The 19,213-nt window shown below is 44.0% G+C and carries 15 protein-coding genes; 6 read left to right on the forward strand and 9 right to left on the reverse strand.

From position 1 onward, the window contains the following. Positions 1-7 precede the first annotated feature (7 nt). The 3 genes from V7Q33_RS01105 (at position 8) to V7Q33_RS01115 (ending at position 5,339) form a co-directional block, all read left to right on the forward strand. Positions 8-3,118 carry an efflux RND transporter permease subunit gene (locus V7Q33_RS01105; RefSeq protein ID WP_333818634.1) on the forward strand — a complete coding sequence of 1,037 codons (3,111 nt, stop codon included), beginning with the start codon at positions 8-10 and terminating at the stop codon, positions 3,116-3,118. Beyond that, entirely contained in the window at positions 3,108-4,427 is a 1,320-nt protein-coding gene (locus V7Q33_RS01110) for a TolC family protein (protein ID WP_333818635.1), read from the forward strand. Before V7Q33_RS01105 ends, V7Q33_RS01110 begins: the two co-directional genes overlap by 11 nt. A gap of 96 nt (positions 4,428-4,523) precedes the next feature. Continuing rightward, positions 4,524-5,339, forward strand: a complete 816-nt coding sequence (locus V7Q33_RS01115; RefSeq protein WP_331983826.1) for a purine-nucleoside phosphorylase — start codon at positions 4,524-4,526, stop codon at positions 5,337-5,339. Between the two features lie 72 nt (positions 5,340-5,411). On the opposite strand, the gene V7Q33_RS01120 is transcribed toward V7Q33_RS01115, so the two are convergent. The 3 genes from V7Q33_RS01120 to dxs all read right to left on the reverse strand — a co-directional run bounded on the left by V7Q33_RS01120 (position 5,412) and on the right by dxs (position 8,996). Continuing rightward, positions 5,412-6,164, reverse strand: coding sequence for a hypothetical protein (locus V7Q33_RS01120; protein WP_331983824.1), 753 nt, complete (start codon positions 6,162-6,164; stop codon positions 5,412-5,414). A gap of 151 nt (positions 6,165-6,315) precedes the next feature. Then, positions 6,316-7,077, reverse strand: coding sequence for an alpha/beta fold hydrolase (locus tag V7Q33_RS01125; RefSeq protein ID WP_331983822.1), 762 nt, complete (start codon positions 7,075-7,077; stop codon positions 6,316-6,318). Then, positions 7,077-8,996: a 1-deoxy-D-xylulose-5-phosphate synthase gene (gene dxs / locus V7Q33_RS01130; protein WP_333818636.1), complete on the reverse strand. Its 1,920-nt coding sequence runs from the start codon at positions 8,994-8,996 to the stop codon at positions 7,077-7,079. The genes V7Q33_RS01125 and dxs overlap by 1 nt, the downstream gene beginning before the upstream one ends. A 197-nt stretch (positions 8,997-9,193) precedes the next feature. Here dxs and V7Q33_RS01135 point away from each other — a divergent pair, with 197 nt between their 5' ends. Then, positions 9,194-9,979, forward strand: a complete 786-nt coding sequence (locus V7Q33_RS01135; protein ID WP_331983818.1) for a segregation and condensation protein A — start codon at positions 9,194-9,196, stop codon at positions 9,977-9,979. Between the two features lie 163 nt (positions 9,980-10,142). On the opposite strand, the gene V7Q33_RS01140 is transcribed toward V7Q33_RS01135, so the two are convergent. Both V7Q33_RS01140 and V7Q33_RS01145 read right to left on the reverse strand, forming a co-directional pair. Continuing rightward, positions 10,143-11,093: a threonine ammonia-lyase gene (locus tag V7Q33_RS01140; protein WP_333818637.1), complete on the reverse strand. Its 951-nt coding sequence runs from the start codon at positions 11,091-11,093 to the stop codon at positions 10,143-10,145. Between the two features lie 70 nt (positions 11,094-11,163). Next, complete coding sequence (locus V7Q33_RS01145) at positions 11,164-13,326, reverse strand: S9 family peptidase (protein ID WP_333818638.1); 2,163 nt, start codon at positions 13,324-13,326, stop codon at positions 11,164-11,166. A gap of 66 nt (positions 13,327-13,392) precedes the next feature. Here V7Q33_RS01145 and V7Q33_RS01150 point away from each other — a divergent pair, with 66 nt between their 5' ends. Beyond that, positions 13,393-14,373, forward strand: a complete 981-nt coding sequence (locus V7Q33_RS01150; protein WP_331983812.1) for a YpdA family putative bacillithiol disulfide reductase — start codon at positions 13,393-13,395, stop codon at positions 14,371-14,373. Between the two features lie 74 nt (positions 14,374-14,447). On the opposite strand, the gene V7Q33_RS01155 is transcribed toward V7Q33_RS01150, so the two are convergent. The 4 genes from V7Q33_RS01155 to V7Q33_RS01170 all read right to left on the reverse strand — a co-directional run bounded on the left by V7Q33_RS01155 (position 14,448) and on the right by V7Q33_RS01170 (position 17,884). Next, on the reverse strand, positions 14,448-15,011 hold the full coding sequence (locus V7Q33_RS01155; RefSeq protein ID WP_331983810.1) for a hypothetical protein: 564 nt from the start codon (positions 15,009-15,011) through the stop codon (positions 14,448-14,450). A gap of 121 nt (positions 15,012-15,132) precedes the next feature. Beyond that, a complete protein-coding gene (locus tag V7Q33_RS01160) occupies positions 15,133-15,768 on the reverse strand; it encodes a response regulator transcription factor (RefSeq protein ID WP_331983808.1) in 636 nt (211 codons plus the stop codon). A gap of 64 nt (positions 15,769-15,832) precedes the next feature. Further along, on the reverse strand, positions 15,833-16,768 hold the full coding sequence (locus tag V7Q33_RS01165; protein ID WP_333818641.1) for a diacylglycerol/lipid kinase family protein: 936 nt from the start codon (positions 16,766-16,768) through the stop codon (positions 15,833-15,835). 9 nt (positions 16,769-16,777) lie between these two features. After that, positions 16,778-17,884 (reverse strand): tetratricopeptide repeat protein, encoded by a 1,107-nt coding sequence (locus V7Q33_RS01170; RefSeq protein WP_333818642.1) that lies wholly within the window; start codon positions 17,882-17,884, stop codon positions 16,778-16,780. A gap of 172 nt (positions 17,885-18,056) precedes the next feature. Between V7Q33_RS01170 and V7Q33_RS01175 the strand changes: the two genes are divergently transcribed. Next, the gene (locus tag V7Q33_RS01175; protein WP_331983802.1) at positions 18,057-19,166 is read left to right on the forward strand and encodes an amidohydrolase family protein; all 1,110 of its coding nucleotides are present in this window, start codon (positions 18,057-18,059) and stop codon (positions 19,164-19,166) included. Positions 19,167-19,213 lie beyond the last annotated feature (47 nt).

Consider the following 19,213-nt stretch of genomic DNA (forward strand, 5'->3'; position numbering starts at 1 on the left):
AACGCGTATGAATATATCGGAAGTAAGTTTACGAAGACCCGTATTGGCATTTGTGATGAACATTATCCTGGTGCTGTTCGGAGTTATAGGTTTTAATTTCCTGGGCATCCGCGATTATCCTGCTATCGATCCGCCCGTAGTAAACGTGCGTACCACTTACTCAGGAGCCAATGCAGATATCATTGAATCACAAATCACAGAACCGTTGGAGAAATCCATCAATGGTATAGCCGGTATAAAAAATATTACGTCTTCTTCCAGTGTTGGCAACAGTAACATCAACATTGAGTTTGAGTTGGGTGTAGACCTCGAAGCTGCTACCAACGATGTGCGTGATAAAGTATCGCAGGCTGTGCGCTCACTGCCGCAAGATCTTACAAATCCACCGGTAGTATCCAAAGCCGATGCGAACTCCGATGCCATCATCTCGATGACGGTGCAGAGCAACAGTAAAAATTCATTACAGTTAACGGAGTATGCTAACAATGTATTGGTAGAGCGCCTGCAAACTATACCGGGTGTAAGCAGTATACAGATATGGGGAGAAAAGCGATATGCCATGCGTATATGGCTCGACCCTGGAAAGCTCAGTGCCTATAGCTTGACACCGCTCGATGTACAGACAGCATTGAACAAAGAGAATGTAGAATTACCTTCCGGTAAAATTGCCGGCGATGCAACCGAACTTACCGTGCGAACCTTCGGTAAATTATATACGGAAGAAGATTTTGCTAATGTTATTATCAAGTCTACAGCACAAGGTGATATTCGATTGAAAGATATAGGACAGGCTGTGCTGGGTCCGGAAAATGAAGAGTCTATTCTGCGCGAAAGTAATGTGCCCATGGTAGGCCTTGCACTTGTACCTCTTCCTGGTGCCAACTATGTAGAGATCTCTGATGAATTTTACAAACGACTGGAGCAGATCAAAAAAGAAGTACCGGAAGATATCAAACTGAATATCGCGCTCGACCAGACGGTATTCATCAAACGCTCAATATCAGAAGTGGAGGAAACACTAATCATCTCCTTCCTGCTTGTGGTGTTAATTATCTACTTGTTCTTCCGTGATTTTATTATTGCCATTCGCCCGCTCATTGATATACCGGTTTCGCTGATTGCTACATTTTTCATTATGTATCTCTGCGGGTTCTCCGTCAATGTACTCACCATGCTCGGCATTGTGCTTGCCACTGGTCTTGTTGTGGATGATGGTATTGTGGTGACCGAAAATATATACAAGAAATTAGAGCAGGGTATGAATAAGTACCAGGCAGCAAAAGAAGGCTCAACCGAAATTTTCTTCGCGGTAATTTCTACTTCCATCACGCTCGCAGTTGTATTTCTTCCTATACTCTTTCTGCAGGGATTTGTGGGGCGCTTGTTCCGCGAGTTCGGAATTGTAGTAGCAAGTGCCGTGTTGGTTTCATGCTTTGTATCACTTACGCTTACACCTGTGCTCAGTGTAAAGCTTACACGCACCAAGCATTCACACTCGTGGTTTTACCGCGTAACAGAGCCTTTCTTCAGCAGTATGGAGAATGGATACAGGCGCATACTCGAATCGTTTATGCGGGTGCGCTGGGTATCGATTCTCATCATCTTGTTGTGTCTTGCATCAACCTATTTTATAGGAACGAATATGCAATCAGAGCTTGCTCCTATGGAAGACCGTAATCAGTTCCGTTTACAGCTATCAGCCGTAGAAGGTACATCTTACGACTATATGGATCAATATGTACAAAGCATGGTACAGTTTGTACAGGATTCTATACCGGAATATCAAACTGCATTGTCGGTAACAGCGCCAGGTTTTTCAGGAGCAGGTTCTGTAAACAGTGGGTTTGTTCGTGTAACCTTATCCGATCCGCAGAACAGAGATCGGTCACAACAACAGATCGTTGATATGGTGAACCGAAACCTGAGTCGCTTTCCGCAGGGTCGTGCCTTTCCCATACAGGAGCAGACTATATCTGTAAACAGAAGAGGTGGCTTGCCTGTGCAGTTCGTTATACAGAACAACAATCTCGAAAAACTCCGCCAGGTTATTCCGCAGTTTTTGGAAGAAGCCAATGCCAGCCCGGTGCTGCAAGGTGTAGATATAGATTTGAAGTTTAACAAGCCTGAACTACGCGTGGAGATCAATCGCCTGAAAGCTGCGCAGCTTGGTATCAGCGTTCAGGATATAGCACAGACATTACAACTAGCCTACAGTAATCTTCGTTTCGGATATTTCACCAAAGAAGGTAAACAATACCAGGTAATGGGCCAGGTAACACGCATTGACCGTGATGACCCGGATGATCTGAAGAACCTGTATGTACGCACAAATTCAGGACAACTGGTTTCATTGGATAATGTTGTGACTGTTCAGGAGTCTACCACACCGCCTTCACTCTATCACTTTAACCGCTATAAGTCAGCTACTATATCAGCCGGCCTCGCACCGGGCAAAACAGTAGGCGATGGTATAAAAGTTATGAATGAAATCTCAGCTAAGCTCCTGGATGATACGTTCACAACTTCGTTAAGCGGTACCTCGCGCGACTATGCAGAAAGTTCCAGTAATACCTCATTTGCATTCCTGCTCGCGCTGGTGCTGATATACCTTATTCTTGCAGCGCAGTTCGAAAGCTTTGTAGATCCGCTCACCATCATGCTTACGGTGCCGCTTGCCATTAGCGGTGCATTTATATCCCTGTATATATTTGGCCAGACTATAAATATATTCTCACAAATCGGAATGATTATGCTGATAGGTTTGGTAACAAAGAACGGTATTCTCATCGTGGAATTTGCCAATCAGAAACGCGAAGAAGGTTTGTCGAAGATTGAAGCGGTGTTGGAAGCATCGCGTCTGCGTCTTCGCCCTATATTGATGACGAGTCTGGCAATGGCGTTGGGATCATTACCATTGGCACTTTCGCTGGGAGCAGCATCAACCAGCCGCAAACCGCTCGGTATCGTGATTGTGGGTGGTATCATGTTTTCGCTTATCCTTACTTTATTTGTTATACCTGCGATGTATTCATTCTTATCTCGCAAAAGAAAGCACATTGAATTTGGTGACGGGGCTCCAACACCTCAGCCACAAAAGGAATTGGTTTATGAACATTAGATTCACGTTAACAATTTTTGTAGTCTTTATTTTTCTGTGTGTAGGCCAGGCACAGGAGATGATAACTGTAGAACAAGCGGTTGCACTGGCTATTGAAAAGAACTATGACATTAAATTGTCAGAGAATATATTAAGCTCAGTTGAGCTTGATAACAGTTATGCCTTTGGTGCCTTCCTTCCTCAGCTGAACGGATCGGCATCAAGAGTATGGAATACCAGCAACCAAAAACAATTACTGGCAGATAACAGCACTCGCCAGCAGAAAGGCCTGAAATCAAATACACAGGCTGCTGCTGTACAACTAACGTGGACGCTCTTCGATGGCACAAAAATGTTTGCAACCAGAGAAAGACTGGAAGAGTTGGTGAGACAGGGAGAGATCAATGTGAAGGGCCAGATTACAAACACTGTTGCACAGGTAATAACAAACTACTTTAACATTGTTCAGCAAAAGCAGCAACTTAAGGCCACCCAGGAACAAATGTCTGTAAGTGAAGAGCGTGTAAAATTAGCTGAGAAAAAACTTCAGGTTGGCACGGGTGGTAAGCCGGAGCTTCTTCAGGCAAAGGTAGATTTGAATACGCAGCGAACGCAGGTATTGCAGCAAGAGGCAGCGATTGCTCAATTAAAAGAACAATTGAGGGGCTTGGTAGGCATGCAGCTCCCGGAGCTGTATGATGTGTCGGATACGATTATCATAGATCTTGGATTGAAACGTGAAGACATTGAATTAAATATAGCGAATCAGAATTTTGCGTTATTGTCTGCGAAAAGAGACATTGAAATAGCAAGATTGGCTTTGCATGAGCGCAAAGCAGAACAATTTCCTACTATAAGTTTTAACTCTGCGTATTCCTATAATAAATCAACCAACGCAGTTTCACTAAACCCCGGTATTCCCCTGTATAGTCAAAGCAACGGATATAATTATGGTTTCTCGGCTGCTATTCCAATTCTGGGTGGTTTCAACAGAAGAAGGTTAGTTCAGCAGGCGAAGATTACATTAAGCAGGCAGCAGACAATTTACGATCAGCAAAAGTATATGGTTGACGTGGGCGTTCGTAATGCATACGTTAATTACGATAATGCCAAACAAGTACTGTTGGTGGAAGAAGAAACTATTCTGCTGGCGAAAGAGAATGTCTTCATTGCATTGGAAGGATTCAAACGAGGCATTACTACATTCATTGAATTACGTACGGCACAACAAAGTTTAGCGGATGCTTATAATCGTTTGATCAATGCACGCTACCTGGCCAAAGTAGCAGAGACCGAGCTGCTGCGACTCAATGGTTCACTACTGAAGTAACACAAGTATATTTAAAATTTTAAACCCACGGCAATACTGTGGTTATTTTTTGTCTGCTTATAGGTATATTTCATAGCGGTGTAATTTACTATAGCTATGATTGAACAGATTAACGAAGCAGCAGCTTATATTAAAAGTAAAGGTATTGATGAACCTGAGATCGGAGTGGTGCTGGGCACGGGCCTTGGCAATCTCTTCGTTAAACAAATACACGATACTGTTGTGATTGATTATCATAACATCCCTCACTTTCCGGTTTCCACAGTAGAGTTTCATAAAGGCAGGTTGGTCTATGGAAAGATACAGGGCAGGAATGTGCTGGCTATGCAAGGTCGCTTTCATTACTATGAAGGATATACCATGCAGCAGATAACATTTCCCGTCAGGGTAATGAAGAAGCTTGGTGTAAAGCACTTGCTGCTCTCTAACGCGGCAGGTAACATGAACCTTCATTGGAAGAAGGGCGAGCTGATGTTGCTGGACGATCACATCCACTTTCAACCGGATAATCCGCTGCGAGGTATAAACGATGAAACATTAGGTCCGCGTTTTCCGGATATGAGCCAGCCATATTCACCACACCTCAATGCGCTGCTGATTAGTATAGCGAAGCAGAAGGATATCAAACTTAATATAGGGGTATATGTAAGCGTGATGGGACCAAACCTGGAAACACGAAGTGAATATCGTTTTCTGAGAAGGATGGGAGCAGATGCTGTTGGAATGAGCACTGTGCCGGAAGTTATCGTTGCGAATCACATGGGGTTGCCGTGCTGCGCAGTTTCTGTACTGACCGATGATTGCGATCCCGATAACCTGAAGCCTGTTGCGCTCGCTGATATAATTGCTATTGCCAGCCAGGCAGAAGGTAAATTAACTGACCTGTACGTGGAGCTGATCGGGCGACTTTAAAAACCGGATTTCTTTTTAAAAAGAAACCCCGAAGCATGGCTCCGGGGTTCTATAGATAATATTTGTAAAGTCTTATGCCGTTGCTGCAGATGATTCTTCGAATTTCTGAGACATTCTAAGCGTAACAGTTTTCTTGGCTTTGTATCCGCAATAGCCACACTGGAAGTGCTTCAGCAGTTCGCCTTCTTCTGTGTTTGAAGGAGCTTTGAGAACTTCTTCGCGCACTACCTTGAAGGTTTGGTAATTACATTCAGGGCATTGTAAAGCATGGAGGTGACCAGAGTAACGCTCAATCTTTACATAGCCGGTTTCTTCATCTTTCCACACATCGTAGTCGATAGAGAAAACATTTTCTTCTGCTTGCATACCTTCATCCAGGTAAGCATCTTCTTCATCTTCGCTCAGAAGCTTCATAGCCTTTCCGGTTTTTGGAGAAATGCGTGGCTTATAGCGCAATACTTTAAGACGTTTCTCGATGAAGAACGGGTAATAGAATTTCAAAAGATTTTGAATGATCAATGCCACGATCAAGCCCATGGCAAACGTTGTAAATACGCGTACAAAGATCCAGAGCGGACTGAGCTCAACGATGTTGGCGTTTGCATAAAAGCAGCAGCCGATCACTAAAATGACAGACGAAATCCAAAGGGTCTTAATCTCACTGCGGTTGATGTAATCATACTTCGTCTTGGCATCACTCATCGTTGCGAGCCGCACAACATGATACAAAGCAATCAGGATGGCAATTGCCCAGGCAGCAAAAGCAACGTTTTTAGCCATCGTATTCCAGGCGTCATACTGATGTGGATCTACTATCTCTTCCATGGTTACAGGTTGGTTATTAATATTCCTATTAGCAAATATAGAGTCCTGATTTTATTTAACCTAACATCGCAGGTGCGCAGCCCACCGAAATTATTTCTAATTAACACTGTTTTCATGAATTTGTCAAAGCGATTGCAATATAGACGCTGTGTTACACACAACGGTTCACAAAAAACTTAACGAGGTTAACTGTTTCACTTGGTTGTTCGAACATTCCCATGTGCGCCACTTGTGTTAGCAGGTGCAGATCAGGTTGCTTGCAAACTTGAGCTTGCTCTTCAATACTGGCTCCGGGAATACCCTGATCCTTCGTTCCGCCAATCAATAGAACCGGCTTATTAAATTGTTCTAAAACATTAACGCATTCCGGGCGATCACGCATCGCTGCCGTATATCCGACTACGGCTTCTTCAGTAGATTGCATGGCTATTTCACGCACTATGACAATCGCAGGATGATGAGGATCAGCAAAAAGTTGCTGAGTAAAATTGGAAGTAAAGGCTAATACCCCATTCTTTTTTACAAACTCAATAGTTTTTGTACGTGATTCTTTTTTTTCAGCAGAATCCGCATAGGCTGTAGAATGAAACAGTCCTATACCGGCAAGCTTCTCTTCAGCTTTTGCTGCCATCGCCAATGTAACATAGCCTCCCAGCGAATGGCCGATTACCACCGGGTTTATAATTTTCTGCTCATCGATCCATAGTAACATTTGAGCAGCGACATCGCTTATTGAAAAAGGCACTGGTAAAATGGCACTCTTGCCAAAGCCCGGAAGATCGGGAGTAAATACCTCAAAATTGGTTGATAGTTGTGAAGCAAAGCTCTCCCATACTGTGCTATTCATTGGGAAACCATGTAAAAGTATAACAGGGCGACCGGAGCCGCGCGTAGTAAAAGCGATCGTTGACATTACTTTGTTACAAGCTCTAGCATTTCTACAACAGCACGCTCAATACCTTCCACATCAAAACCGCATTCATGATGAAGTTCATGTTGCTCACCATGCTCTACAATTCTGTCGGGGATACCAAGCCTTTTTACTTCTGCATGAAGATTATGGTCGGCCATAAATTCAAGCACAGCACTTCCAAAGCCTCCCTGCAAACAACCATCCTCCACAGTAATGATCTTTTTATATTGACTGAACACTTCATGCAGCAGCTTTTCGTCCAGCGGCTTCACAAAGCGCATATCGTAATGACCTACTAAAATAGAATGCCGGGCCAGGCGATCGCATGCTTCCACAGCATAGTTACCAATGTGACCAATGGTAAGTATAGCCAGGTCGTTTCCTTTTCGCAGTCGTCTTCCAGTGCCAATCTTGATCTCCTCCATAGGCGTTCTCCATTCCGGCATAACACCTTGCCCGCGCGGATATCGAATAGAGAACGCCTGCTCTTTTCGTGGAAGCTGTGCAGTATACATCAGGTTGCGCAACTCGGCCTCATTCATCGGTGATGAAATAATGATGTTAGGCAGGCAGCGGAAGTAGGCAATATCATAAGCACCGTGGTGCGTTGGTCCGTCTGCTCCGGCAAATCCTGCACGATCGAGGCAGAAGTTTACCGGCAAATTCTGAATACATACATCGTGCACTACCTGGTCGAAAGCACGCTGCATGAACGAACTATATATATTACAAAAAGGTATTAACCCCTGTGTAGCAAGACCGGCAGAGAATGTTACAGCATGTTGTTCCGCTATACCTACATCGAACGCGCGGTCAGGCATTTCTTTCATCATAATATTCATCGATGAGCCGGAAGGCATTGCCGGCGTAATACCAATGATTTTGTCATTGGTTTTGGCAAGCTCTACCAAGGTATGACCAAATACATCCTGATACTTGGGTGACTGTGGCTTGTCGTATACTTTTTTGAATATCTCTCCGGTAATCTTATCGAAAGTGCCCGGAGCATGCCATGTAGTAGCATTGCCTTTTTCAGCAGGACCATAGCCTTTACCTTTCACCGTTACACAATGGAGAATCTTGGGGCCTTTTATATTTTTGAGGTCGTTGAAAATAGTAACGAGGTGATTAACATCGTGTCCATCAACAGGACCGAAGTAGCGAAGGTTAAGTGATTCGAACAGGTTGCTCTGGCTTAGCAATGTTGACTTGATACCATTCTCGACTTTCGATACAATTTCCTGCGCGCTCTTTCCAAAGTTGGAGAGCTTGCCTAACAAATTCCAGACTTCATCCTTCAGTTTGTTATAGGTGCGCGATGTTGTGATGTCGGTAAGGTAATCTTTCAAGGCGCCAACATTCGGATCGATCGACATACAGTTGTCGTTGAGAATGATCAGAATGTTAGAGTCAGAAACACCTGCATGATTCAATCCTTCAAATGCCATTCCACCCGTTAGTGCGCCATCACCAATCACAGCAATATGCTGCTTGTCTTCCTGGCCCAGGTACTTCGATGCAACGGCCATTCCCAACGCTGCTGATACTGATGTAGAAGAGTGCCCTACGCCAAAAGCATCATACTCACTTTCTTTTCTTTTTGGAAAACCAGAGAGTCCGTTGTAAACACGGTTTGTATAAAAGTTATCCCTTCTGCCGGTAAGGATTTTATGACCGTATGCCTGATGCCCAACGTCCCACACCAGTTGATCGTAAGGAGTTTTGAAAACGTAATGAAGTGCTACCGTTAATTCCACCACACCGAGGCTCGCACCGAAGTGACCTCCATATACCGAGACATTGTCGATGATGAAATGACGAAGCTCATCGCAAAGCTGAACCAGTTGGGCCTGGTCAAGCTTCTTGAGATCATCAGGCGAGTTTATTTCTGCCAAGAGTTTTCCCGGTGTAATCAGCATGGGTTTCTGAGATTAGTGCGCTCAAATAACAATAATTGAAGGTAAGAGTTTTACCCCATCGCTCCTAACACACCCTTAAACGAGATAAATGACCTGAAAAAGAGGGTTTTGGAGAAAAATCAAGCTACAAAATTAGTATTTCTTTTCAATCAGCTTTTTGCCGGATTATAAATAAATTTGCCCCCTCACTTCGCCTTATGTCACAGGAAAATTTTGAAGTAAAGCTGCCATTGTTCGAAGGTCCGTTCGATCTTCTGTTGTTCTTCATTGAACGCGATGAACTGGATATTTATGATATTCCGATCGCCACGATTACGAACGATTTCCTGGCGTACATTCAACAGATGGAGCAACTCAATATAGAAGTAGCAAGTGAGTTTATCCTGGTAGCAGCAACACTTATGCGCATCAAGTCAAAAATGTTGCTGCCACGTCCGCAGCTTGATGAGCAAGGCAATGAAATCGACCCTCGCGAAGAACTGGTGCGCCACCTGCTCGAATACAAAAAGTATAAATCTGTAGTAGATGTCTTCCACAAAATGGAAGAGACAGAGCTCACCAAAGAGAAGCGCGGTAACCTGATGAAGGAGTTGAAATCACTGGCCGAGAGCACTAACGTGGAAGCAGAACTACAAGACATCACTGTATTCAAACTGATGCAAGTGTTTGAGAAAGTGATCAAGCGCTTTGAAGCAGAAAAGAATAAACCTGTTCACCAGGTTATTCAATATCCATATACCGTAGAAGGACAGAAGCAATACCTCGTGGATGAGGTCACCAAAAAACAACGTGTATCATTCACCGAGCTGTTAGAATCATTTCCATCGCGCATCGGATTGATCTTTAACTTCCTCGCCATCCTGGAAATGCTTGCATTGCAAATACTCACGATACAGGTAGGCGAAGGCTTCAACAACTTCTGGATATCAAAATCAGAAGCTACACCATCGGCAGCAACTCCCGCACAAGTAGACAACGCGTAGTCAGAGGGCTTCAGGCTACTGGCTGCTAGTTGCTGGGCTTGTGCATTCGCTGTATATCTCTTATTTCTTATCGATGTTAATCTGTTCCTGACAGCTATATCGGAATGTGGGGAAAATATATCTTTACTCACACCTCTAGCGGCCAGTAGCCAGAGGCCGGTTGCTACCGGATTCCAAACAAAGCAAACGCCCTTGCCAGCTCTACATTACCTCCGGAGATAATTACTCCTACCTTCTTGCCATTAAATTTTTCCTTCGACTTCAGTATAGCCGCAAAGGGAACAGCACCGGAAGGCTCTACAATTACTTTCAGATTTTCCCATAGCAGTCGCATCGATTCAGCTATCTCCTGATCGCTTACCGTGATTACTTCTTTTACATGTTCGCTAATGATCGGGAAAGTTTTATCTCCCAATGCCGTGAGCAATCCATCGGCAATTGAATTGGATTGTGATGATTCAATCTTTCCACTTTGTAGAGAGCGATAGGCATCATCCGCACCTTCGGGTTCTCCGGCTATAACTATTGTATGGGGAGAAAAATATTTTGTTGCCAGTGCTGTGCCGCTCAATAGACCACCGCCGCCTACCGGAGGTACAATAATATCCAGCGAAGGTATATCTTCAAACAGCTCTTTTGCGGCAGTGCCCTGACCGGTAATAACAGCATCGTTATTAAAAGGATGAACGACACTCGCACCTGTTTTGGCAACTACTTGCTGTAAAGTTGTTTCACGCGATTCCAGTGTTGGCTCACATTCAAATATCTCTCCGCCAAAACTGACTACACCGCGCTTCTTTATTTCCGGTGCTGTGCGCGGCATAACGATATACGAACGAATGCCGGTAATTTTTGCAGCTCGTGCCAACGCTTGTGCATGATTGCCCGATGAGTGTGTGGCTACGCCCAAAGCCCGCACGGCAGGTTCAAGCGATAGCACTGCGTTCATCGCGCCACGTGCTTTGAAGGCTCCTATCTTCTGCAAGTTCTCGCATTTGAAAAAAATGTTAGCGCCCGTTAAATCATCCATACTTTCAGAGGTCATTACCGGAGTATGGTATATATAGGGCTTGATGCGATCGTGTGCCTGTTCGATGTCTGCTTTTGTAATCATGGGATTGGGTTGGTATGTAATGGTATATTTAAAAAGAAGACCCCGACTGGCTGATCGGGGTCAGGCTTGACTATAAATTTTCCTGAATGTAATTCAACATCATGGTATATAGATGGCATTTAGTTTTAGCACCCTGAATACTGTGATGTTTATCCGGATAATAGAACGACTCGAATTGTTTGCCCGCGTTGATCAGGGCGTCCTGCAGCACGACTGAATTTTGAAAGTGCACATTGTCATCCCCTGTGCCGTGGATCAACAGGAAATTGCCTTGTAATTTATCGGCATACGTTGTAGGTGAATTATCGTCATACCCACCGGCATTTAATTGAGGTGTCTGAAGATAACGCTCGGTATAAATCGTGTCGTAAAATCTCCAGTTCGTAACGGGCGCCACTGCTATACCCATCTTGAATGCATCGCCTCCCTTGGTCATGGCCAGTGATGACATGTAGCCTCCATAGCTCCATCCCCATATACCGATGCGGCTGTCGTCTACATATTCCAGCGTAGCGAGAAACTTTGCGCCGGCTATAAGATCTTCCAGCTCATATTTACCAAGCTGCTTGTACGTAACCTTCTTGAATTTTTCTCCGCGGGCTCCGGTGCCACGGGAATCTATCACGGCTACTATATACCCTTTCTGTACCAGCATCTGGTGAAAGAAGAAGTGCCCACCACCCCAGGTGTTGTTTACATTTTGTGATCCCGGTCCGCTGTATTGATACACTAACACCGGATATTGCTTACCTGCATCAAAGTTCTTTGGTTTTAACATATAGCCATCAAGGGGCGTACCATCGGCTGCTTTCAAAGAGAAAAATTCTTTCGCTACAAAACCGTAATCGTCCAGAATCCTGGCTAACTCATCGTTGCTTTCGAGTACTTTCAGCAGTGCATTGTCTTTTGTTTTATACAGACTTACAGCAGTAGGACGCGTAGCGGTGGTATAGTAGTCGATATAAAACTGGAAACCTGTGCTCATGTTGATGTTGTGTACACCCGCAGCCTGTGATAGCTTTACCTTCTTCTTGCCATCCAGTGAGATGGAGTAGAATTGTTTTTCGAGCGGAGAAACTTCTGTGGAAGTATAATAAACGGTTTTGTTTTTCTCATCGAGGCCAACAAACTGTGCTACCTCAAAGGAGCCGCTGGTGATCTGGTGTAATAAAGTTCCTTCTATTGAGTAAAGATAAAGGTGTTTGAAGCCATCGCGTTCAGAAGTATAAATGAACTGTTTGCCATCCGCCAGGTATAAGAGATCGTCTGTAAATTCCAGATCAATATAAGTGTTGCTCTTTTCGTTGAGTACAAGCGTAGCGGCTCCCGTGGAGGCATTGATGTGTAGTATATCAAGATTATTTTGAAGTCGGTTCAACCTGCGAACAGAAAGTGTATTGCCATTAGCTGTCCACTTTACACGCGGTATATAGATATCTTTTTCGGTGCCAATGTCAGCTTTTACCTTTTGTTGAGAAGCCAGATCGTATATCCAGATTTCTATGGTTGAATTTGCTTCACCCGCTTTTGGATATTTGAAGCGATAATCGGTAGGATATAATGTTTTGCCCCAGCGCTGCAAATTATATTCGCGCACAGCTGATTCATCAAAGCGATAATACGCCAGCTTCTTATTATCAGGTGACCAGTAAAAACCATCTACAAAGCTAAACTCTTCTTCGTATACCCAATCGGTAGTGCCGTTAATAATGTGATTGAATTTTCCATCCGTTGTTACCTGCACCTCTTGCATGTCGCTTAAGGTAACATAGTAAAGATTGTTCTCTCGTACGAAAGCGACTTTACTGCCATCGGGCGAAAAAGCTGCATAAGATTGTTTGCCGTGCGCTGACAATTGCCTGACAGTTTTAGTAGTAAGATCGTATACAAAGTAATTGGCTGTGAACGACCGGCGGTATATATTTTCAAAGCTGGTTTGAAGCAAAAGTTTCTTTTCGTCTCCGCTGAACATGTAACCCTGGATATCAATCTGAGGCGATAATGTTGAGCCATCCACCAGTATTTCAACGGGCTTACTCGTGGTAATGTCGTACTTTACAACTTTGTTGTTCTCCAGAGTTGAATAGAATTTGCCGTCCTTCATCCAATTAATGCCGCGGACAGTTTTCTGCGGGAAGGTGTTTTTAGTAGTAAAATCTTCCACTGTAATTTGCTTCTGGGCAAATGCTGCTATGCTCGTAGCAAAAAAGACAGCGATTAGTAGTTTATTCATATCAAGTTTAGGTTATCGATCCAAATTTTTAAGAATATTGTTGAATTATCAAATTGATTTATAAGAATGGAGCTGTTTGATGTAATTATAGTCGGTGCCGGCCCTATTGGCCTGGCCTGCGGTATTGAAGCGCAAAAGGTGGGACTAAAGTATACTATTCTGGAGAAGGGTTGCCTCACCCATTCGCTATATAACTACCCACTGAACATGACATTCTTCTCTACTTCCGAGCGACTCGAAATAGGAGAGGTTCCATTCATATCGCATCAGCCTAAACCCAATCGATTTGAAGCACTTGAATACTACCGCAGAGTTTGCACTTCGTGGAAATTGGATTTAAAACTTTATGAAAAGGTAACGATGATCACTTCAACGGATGGTGTACATGATGTTACTACCGTAAAAAGCCAGTATAGATCGAAAGCTGTTATTCTGGCGTTGGGCTTCTATGACCTGCCATACCTGTTAAACGTGCCCGGAGAAAATCTGCCGAAAGTGAAGCATTACTATGATGAACCGCATCCATACTTCGGGCAGAAGATCGTGGTGATCGGTGCTGCCAACTCGGCTGTAGATGTGGCGCTTGAAACATGGCGCAAGGGAGCGGAGGTTACAATGGTAATTCGTGAAGGCGGTATTCGCGATAGCGTAAAGTATTGGGTGAAGCCTGATATAGAGAATCGCATTCAGGAAGGATCGATCAAAGCTTACTTTCATTCGGAGGTAATCAAAATTACGCCCGACACGGTGGAGATAAAAACCCCGGATGGCAACAAAACACTGGAGAATAACTTTGTGCTGGCGATGACGGGCTACCAGCCACCGTTTGAATTTATGGAAGCCTGCGGCATCCGTTTTCATAACGATGAGTTTCATACACCGGTATATAACGAGCATACGATGGAAACGAACGTTGCCGGTATATATCTGGCAGGTGTGGTATGCGGAGGACTAAAAACCAATAAGTGGTTTATTGAAAATTCGCGTGTACATGCAACCATGATTATAGAAGACCTCAATAGGAAATTCCAGCTAAGGTCAAAATAGAAAAATGCTTCCCCCGGAAGGGAAGCACCACCTGTAAAACCAACTATATACCAGTATTGGTAATTATCTTGACATCAAAGTGTATTCGCCTGAATAGCAACATCCAGTGTTACACTCATAACGAATGATACGGGTGTTTGCGAAAGTGTTCCCGTCAGGTAAACTTTTACAGCCTTTTTGTCTTTCAACATCGATTCAACTTTGGCTACATCGCTGGCCGGTATGGTAAGTTCGAAAACGGTTCCCGCGGTATAGGCTGCTTTCAGATCGAGGTTGGTGATGGTTGCAGAAACATTTGAAGTTGATCCAGCCTCATCACCAAAAGCCAGTATACCATTGAAGATGGTTGAGAAATCTCCGGTATAGGAAGATATAGTATAATTAATCTTTTTTACTTCAAAACCTTTGATCTTGTCTTTATAGCGTTCTATTTCAGAATCGGTGGTAGCGTCCAGCACAATTTCCTGCTCGTACGGAACGTCTTTACCGCTGCTGGTTTCAGAAACAGCAATATTCTGGTCTAGTGTTCTGTTGAAAGTAACATCATCTGCTTTGTCGAACAGATTGCATGAAGTGAACAACGTTGCTGTCAGAAACAGCAGGGCCAGTGATAGCGATCTTAGCGTTAGGATTTTCATGGGGGTAGAATATTTACGTAAAGCTAAGCGATTTTATAAAGCTATGCACAGCCGGAAAACAAATCAACTCCACAATCATGTGGGGCATGTTGCACGAGGCGGTTTTGATAGTAGAAAAGTACTAAATCTCTCCGCGCAACGATTTGGAAATAACTTCTGCCTTGCCGTGCACGTGAAGTTTGCGATAGATATTTTTGATATGAAAGCGCACCGTTTCTATGCTGATATCCATGCGATCGGCAATCAATTTATAACTCAGGCCATCTACCAAACCAATCACGATCTCTTTCTCTTTTGCGGAAAGAGGCGACTGTGGTTCTTTCTTTTTGGCATTGCTCTGGCTGAAATGTTCAATCACTTTCCTGGCAATCTGTGGCGACATGGGTGAGCCGCCTTTGGAAAGTAATTCGATGCCTTCTTTGATTTCCTCCAGCGGAGTATTCTTTAGCAGATATCCGGTGGCACCGGCACACAATGAATCGAAGATGCGCCTGGAATCATTGTATACCGAAAACACAATGATATCTACATCACTATATTTCTCTTTGATGAGCTTAATGCCTTCGATACCCGACATACCGGGCAGGCCAAGATCCATGATCAACACATTGGGAATATTAACGGATGTTATATTCTTTAGAAACTCTTCCACTGAACCGTAAGAATATTCGCAGGCAAAGTTTTCCTGCCGGTTCAAAAAGGTTTGAACACCCTTGCGGATTTCTTCATCATCTTCAATAATGCCTATCAGGATCATAGTGCAAAATAATCAAAGGAGATGGTATTCATAAGGAAAGCGCGACCCATAAAGATGGGGGAGTTTATTTCAGTAAATGATCTGTGCGGGGAACGAGAAAACGAAGCTTATGCGAAGTTATGCGAATGGTTGCCGGAAGTTTACCGAGCAGTTCTCCGTCTGCTTCAATAAGACAATCACTTTCGGAAGTTAGTGTAACGAATGTTGCTTTCTTATACCACACTTCCGGAATGTTGATGTGCTTACCTTGCTTCAGTGGTATAGAGTTTCGGACAAAATCAAGCACCGATACATTTCCGCATATAAAAGCTTCCAGTATGCCATCGTTCAATATCGCATCAGGGGCTACACATAATCCGTGGCCGTAATACTTGCCATTGCCAAATGCCATCGTGCGCAGTTTACCCTGCCACTCCCAGTCGTCAGCTTTTGCAGTAACCACCATAGGGCTATAAGTGAGAAAGGTTCTTAAGATAGAAAGGAAGTATGTAACTGCCGAACCCAACGATCGCCCGCTGTCAAGCACACGCTTTACTACTTCAGGTCCCATACCGAGGTCTGCTACATTGATAAAGTAACGATGCCCTGATCCTTCAGAAGTGGTGTAATGTACCTCACCCACATCAATCTCCCGCGTATTGAAATCCTTTAACAGCGCTAATAATTTTGCGGCGTTTGACGGTATATCTATACTTCGTGCAAAATCGTTTCCCGTACCAACAGGCACCACGGCAATAGCCGGCAGATGTTTTACATTTTCTCGTCCCGCCAGCATACCGTTTACAACCTGGTGCAAGGTGCCATCACCACCAGCAGCTATAATCACATCATATAACTTGTCGGTTGCTTTTGATGCCAGCGAAAAAGCATCATGACGCGAACGCGTCTCAAACAGATCTACCGTATAAACCGACCGTAATACAGGCAAAACCTTGCGGCAAAAAAATCTCTTGTCGAGTGCTATACCATTCAGAATAATCGCTAGCCGCAACGGTTTCACAAACAGAAGTTACTTGCAGTTCTTTTTGATGAGTGCTTTTGCTTCTGTAGAGCCCAGCTCTTCTGCGTGTTTAAAATCGAGGCACGCATCGTATTTGTTGTTCATACTGATTTTTACCAAACCACGCTGAAAGTAAGTTTCAGGATCGCTTGGGTATAGCTCGATGGAGGAGGAATAATCTTCTACAGCGCCGGCATAGTCTTCCTTCTCTGTTTTGCTCAGGGCACGGTTATCGTAATATACCGGGTTGGTATCATCAAGCTCGATGGCTTTTGTATAATCGGCTATGGCGCCATCGTGATCTTCGAGATTATACTTTACTACACCGCGAAGGTTAAACGTTTCGGGGTCGGTAGCATTCAACTCAATGGCTTTTGAATAATCTTCCAGCGCTCCTTTAAAATCCTGTTTGGCATTTTTGGCCAGCGCGCGATTCTCAAACTTCAATGGATCTTTTGGATCAAGTTTTAAAGCTTCGTTGTAGTCTGCAATAGCAAGGTCAAGATTGCCCGTGTTGTAGTAGGCTACACCGCGATAGTTATATAGTCCAGCATCCGTCTTATCCATTTCGATGGCCTTGGTATAATCATCAATAGCGCTGATAAATTCACCAAGCTCAGCTTTCACCACACCGCGATTGAAGTATTTGTCGGAATCAGCTGGGCCGAGTTCCAGTGCTTTTGAAAAATCGAAGTATGCACCTTGCAGGTCTTCAATATTATACTTGGCAAGGCCACGGTTGCTATAGGCATCAGCAAATTTGCTGTTGAACTTAATTGCTTTATCGAAGTCTGTAATGGCAGCTTCATCATCGCCAAGGGCCATCTTGGCTTCACCGCGATTGTTGAGTGCATCGGCAAAGGTGGAGTCAATGTCCAGTGCAGCATTGTAATCGCCAATGGCACCATAGAAGTCTTCCAGCTCCATGCGTGCTTGCCCACGAAGATTGAGCGCCAGCTTGTTTTTCGGATTACTATCAATGATTTTGGTGAGGTCTGCTTTTGCTCCTTTAAAGTCACTAGCCTGAATTTTCTTTTTAGCACTTTCAAGTTGTGCGTCCTGGGCGTACGATACGAGAGCGAAGAAGATCAAAAAAATGAATGCAAATGGTTTCATGCCGGAGTTTTAAAAATCATGGCCAATTTAAACATAAAAACGAAGCAGCACGATCTATATTTCCACGTTCGTCCGGTAAATCCTGGTAATGTGATCTGTGGTTTTACCATTCATCCTGTTTTAGAAAAGGTAGTTCGGTTCTTTCTGCTATTTTCACATTAAAAGCTTTTTTATGAGGAGATACTTTGTTTTTATAATGGTGGCCTGGAGTGGTATAGTTTCATGCCGTGCCCAGGAGAAGCCGCTTGATATGAAAATGGATTTTGAAGAGTATGATCCGCCATCAACGCTTATTGTACCGGAGCATCATGTAACACGCGCCAAGTTTCCTTTCATTGACGTGCACAATCACCAGTTCAATATGCCTACACAGGACCTGAATGCGTTGTTGAAAGAAATGGATAAGCTCAACATGATGGTGATGGTAAACCTGAGCGGCCGTGGCAGAGGCAGCACCGAGCACTTGGATAAATCGCTGGAGAATGTAAAGAAAACCAACCCGAAAAGACTGGTGGTATTTACGAATATGGATTTTGCAGCGATCGATGATCCGGAATGGCAGGGCCGTATGCTGAAGCAACTGGAAGACGATGTGAAGAAAGGTGCCAGTGGATTGAAGATATATAAGAACCTCGGCATGTTTACGTTCGATAGCAAGGGGAGGCGAGTGCATATTGATGATCCGCGCATCGATCCTATCTGGGAGAAGTGTGGCGAGCTGGGTATACCGGTATTGATTCATGCAGCCGATCCCAAACAGTTCTGGCAGCCGATCGATAAAAACAACGAGCGCTGGCTGGAACTAAAGCTTCATCCGGGAAGAAGACATGACACGGATACGGTTTCGTGGGAAACGATCATCGCGGAACAGCATAATATTTTCAGAAAACATCCGAAGACTAAATTTATCAATGCACACCTCGGCTGGTATGGAAGTGACCTGAAGAAGCTGGGAGAGCTGCTGGATAAATATCCAAATATGTATACCGAGATCGGTGCTGTTATAGCCGAGCTGGGTCGTCAGCCACGGGCTGCAAAAACATTCTTAACCAGGTATCAGGATCGTGTATTGTTCGGCAAGGATTCGTGGGTGCCGGAAGAATATGAAACGTACTTCCGTGTATTGGAAACTGCTGACGAGTATTTCCCTTATCATAAACGTTACCATGCCTACTGGCGGATGTATGGACTTGATTTGCCAGACGATATTTTGAAAAAGATATACTATAAAAACGCACTGCGCATCATTCCAAACATTGATGCAAGTCAGTTTCCCAAATAATACAAATGCGCTGTCAGGGTATATATCTGCACCTTGACAGCGATATT

Origin of the sequence: Ohtaekwangia sp. (assembly GCF_036786105.1) — a bacterium.
GTDB lineage: Bacteria > Bacteroidota > Bacteroidia > Cytophagales > Cyclobacteriaceae > Ohtaekwangia.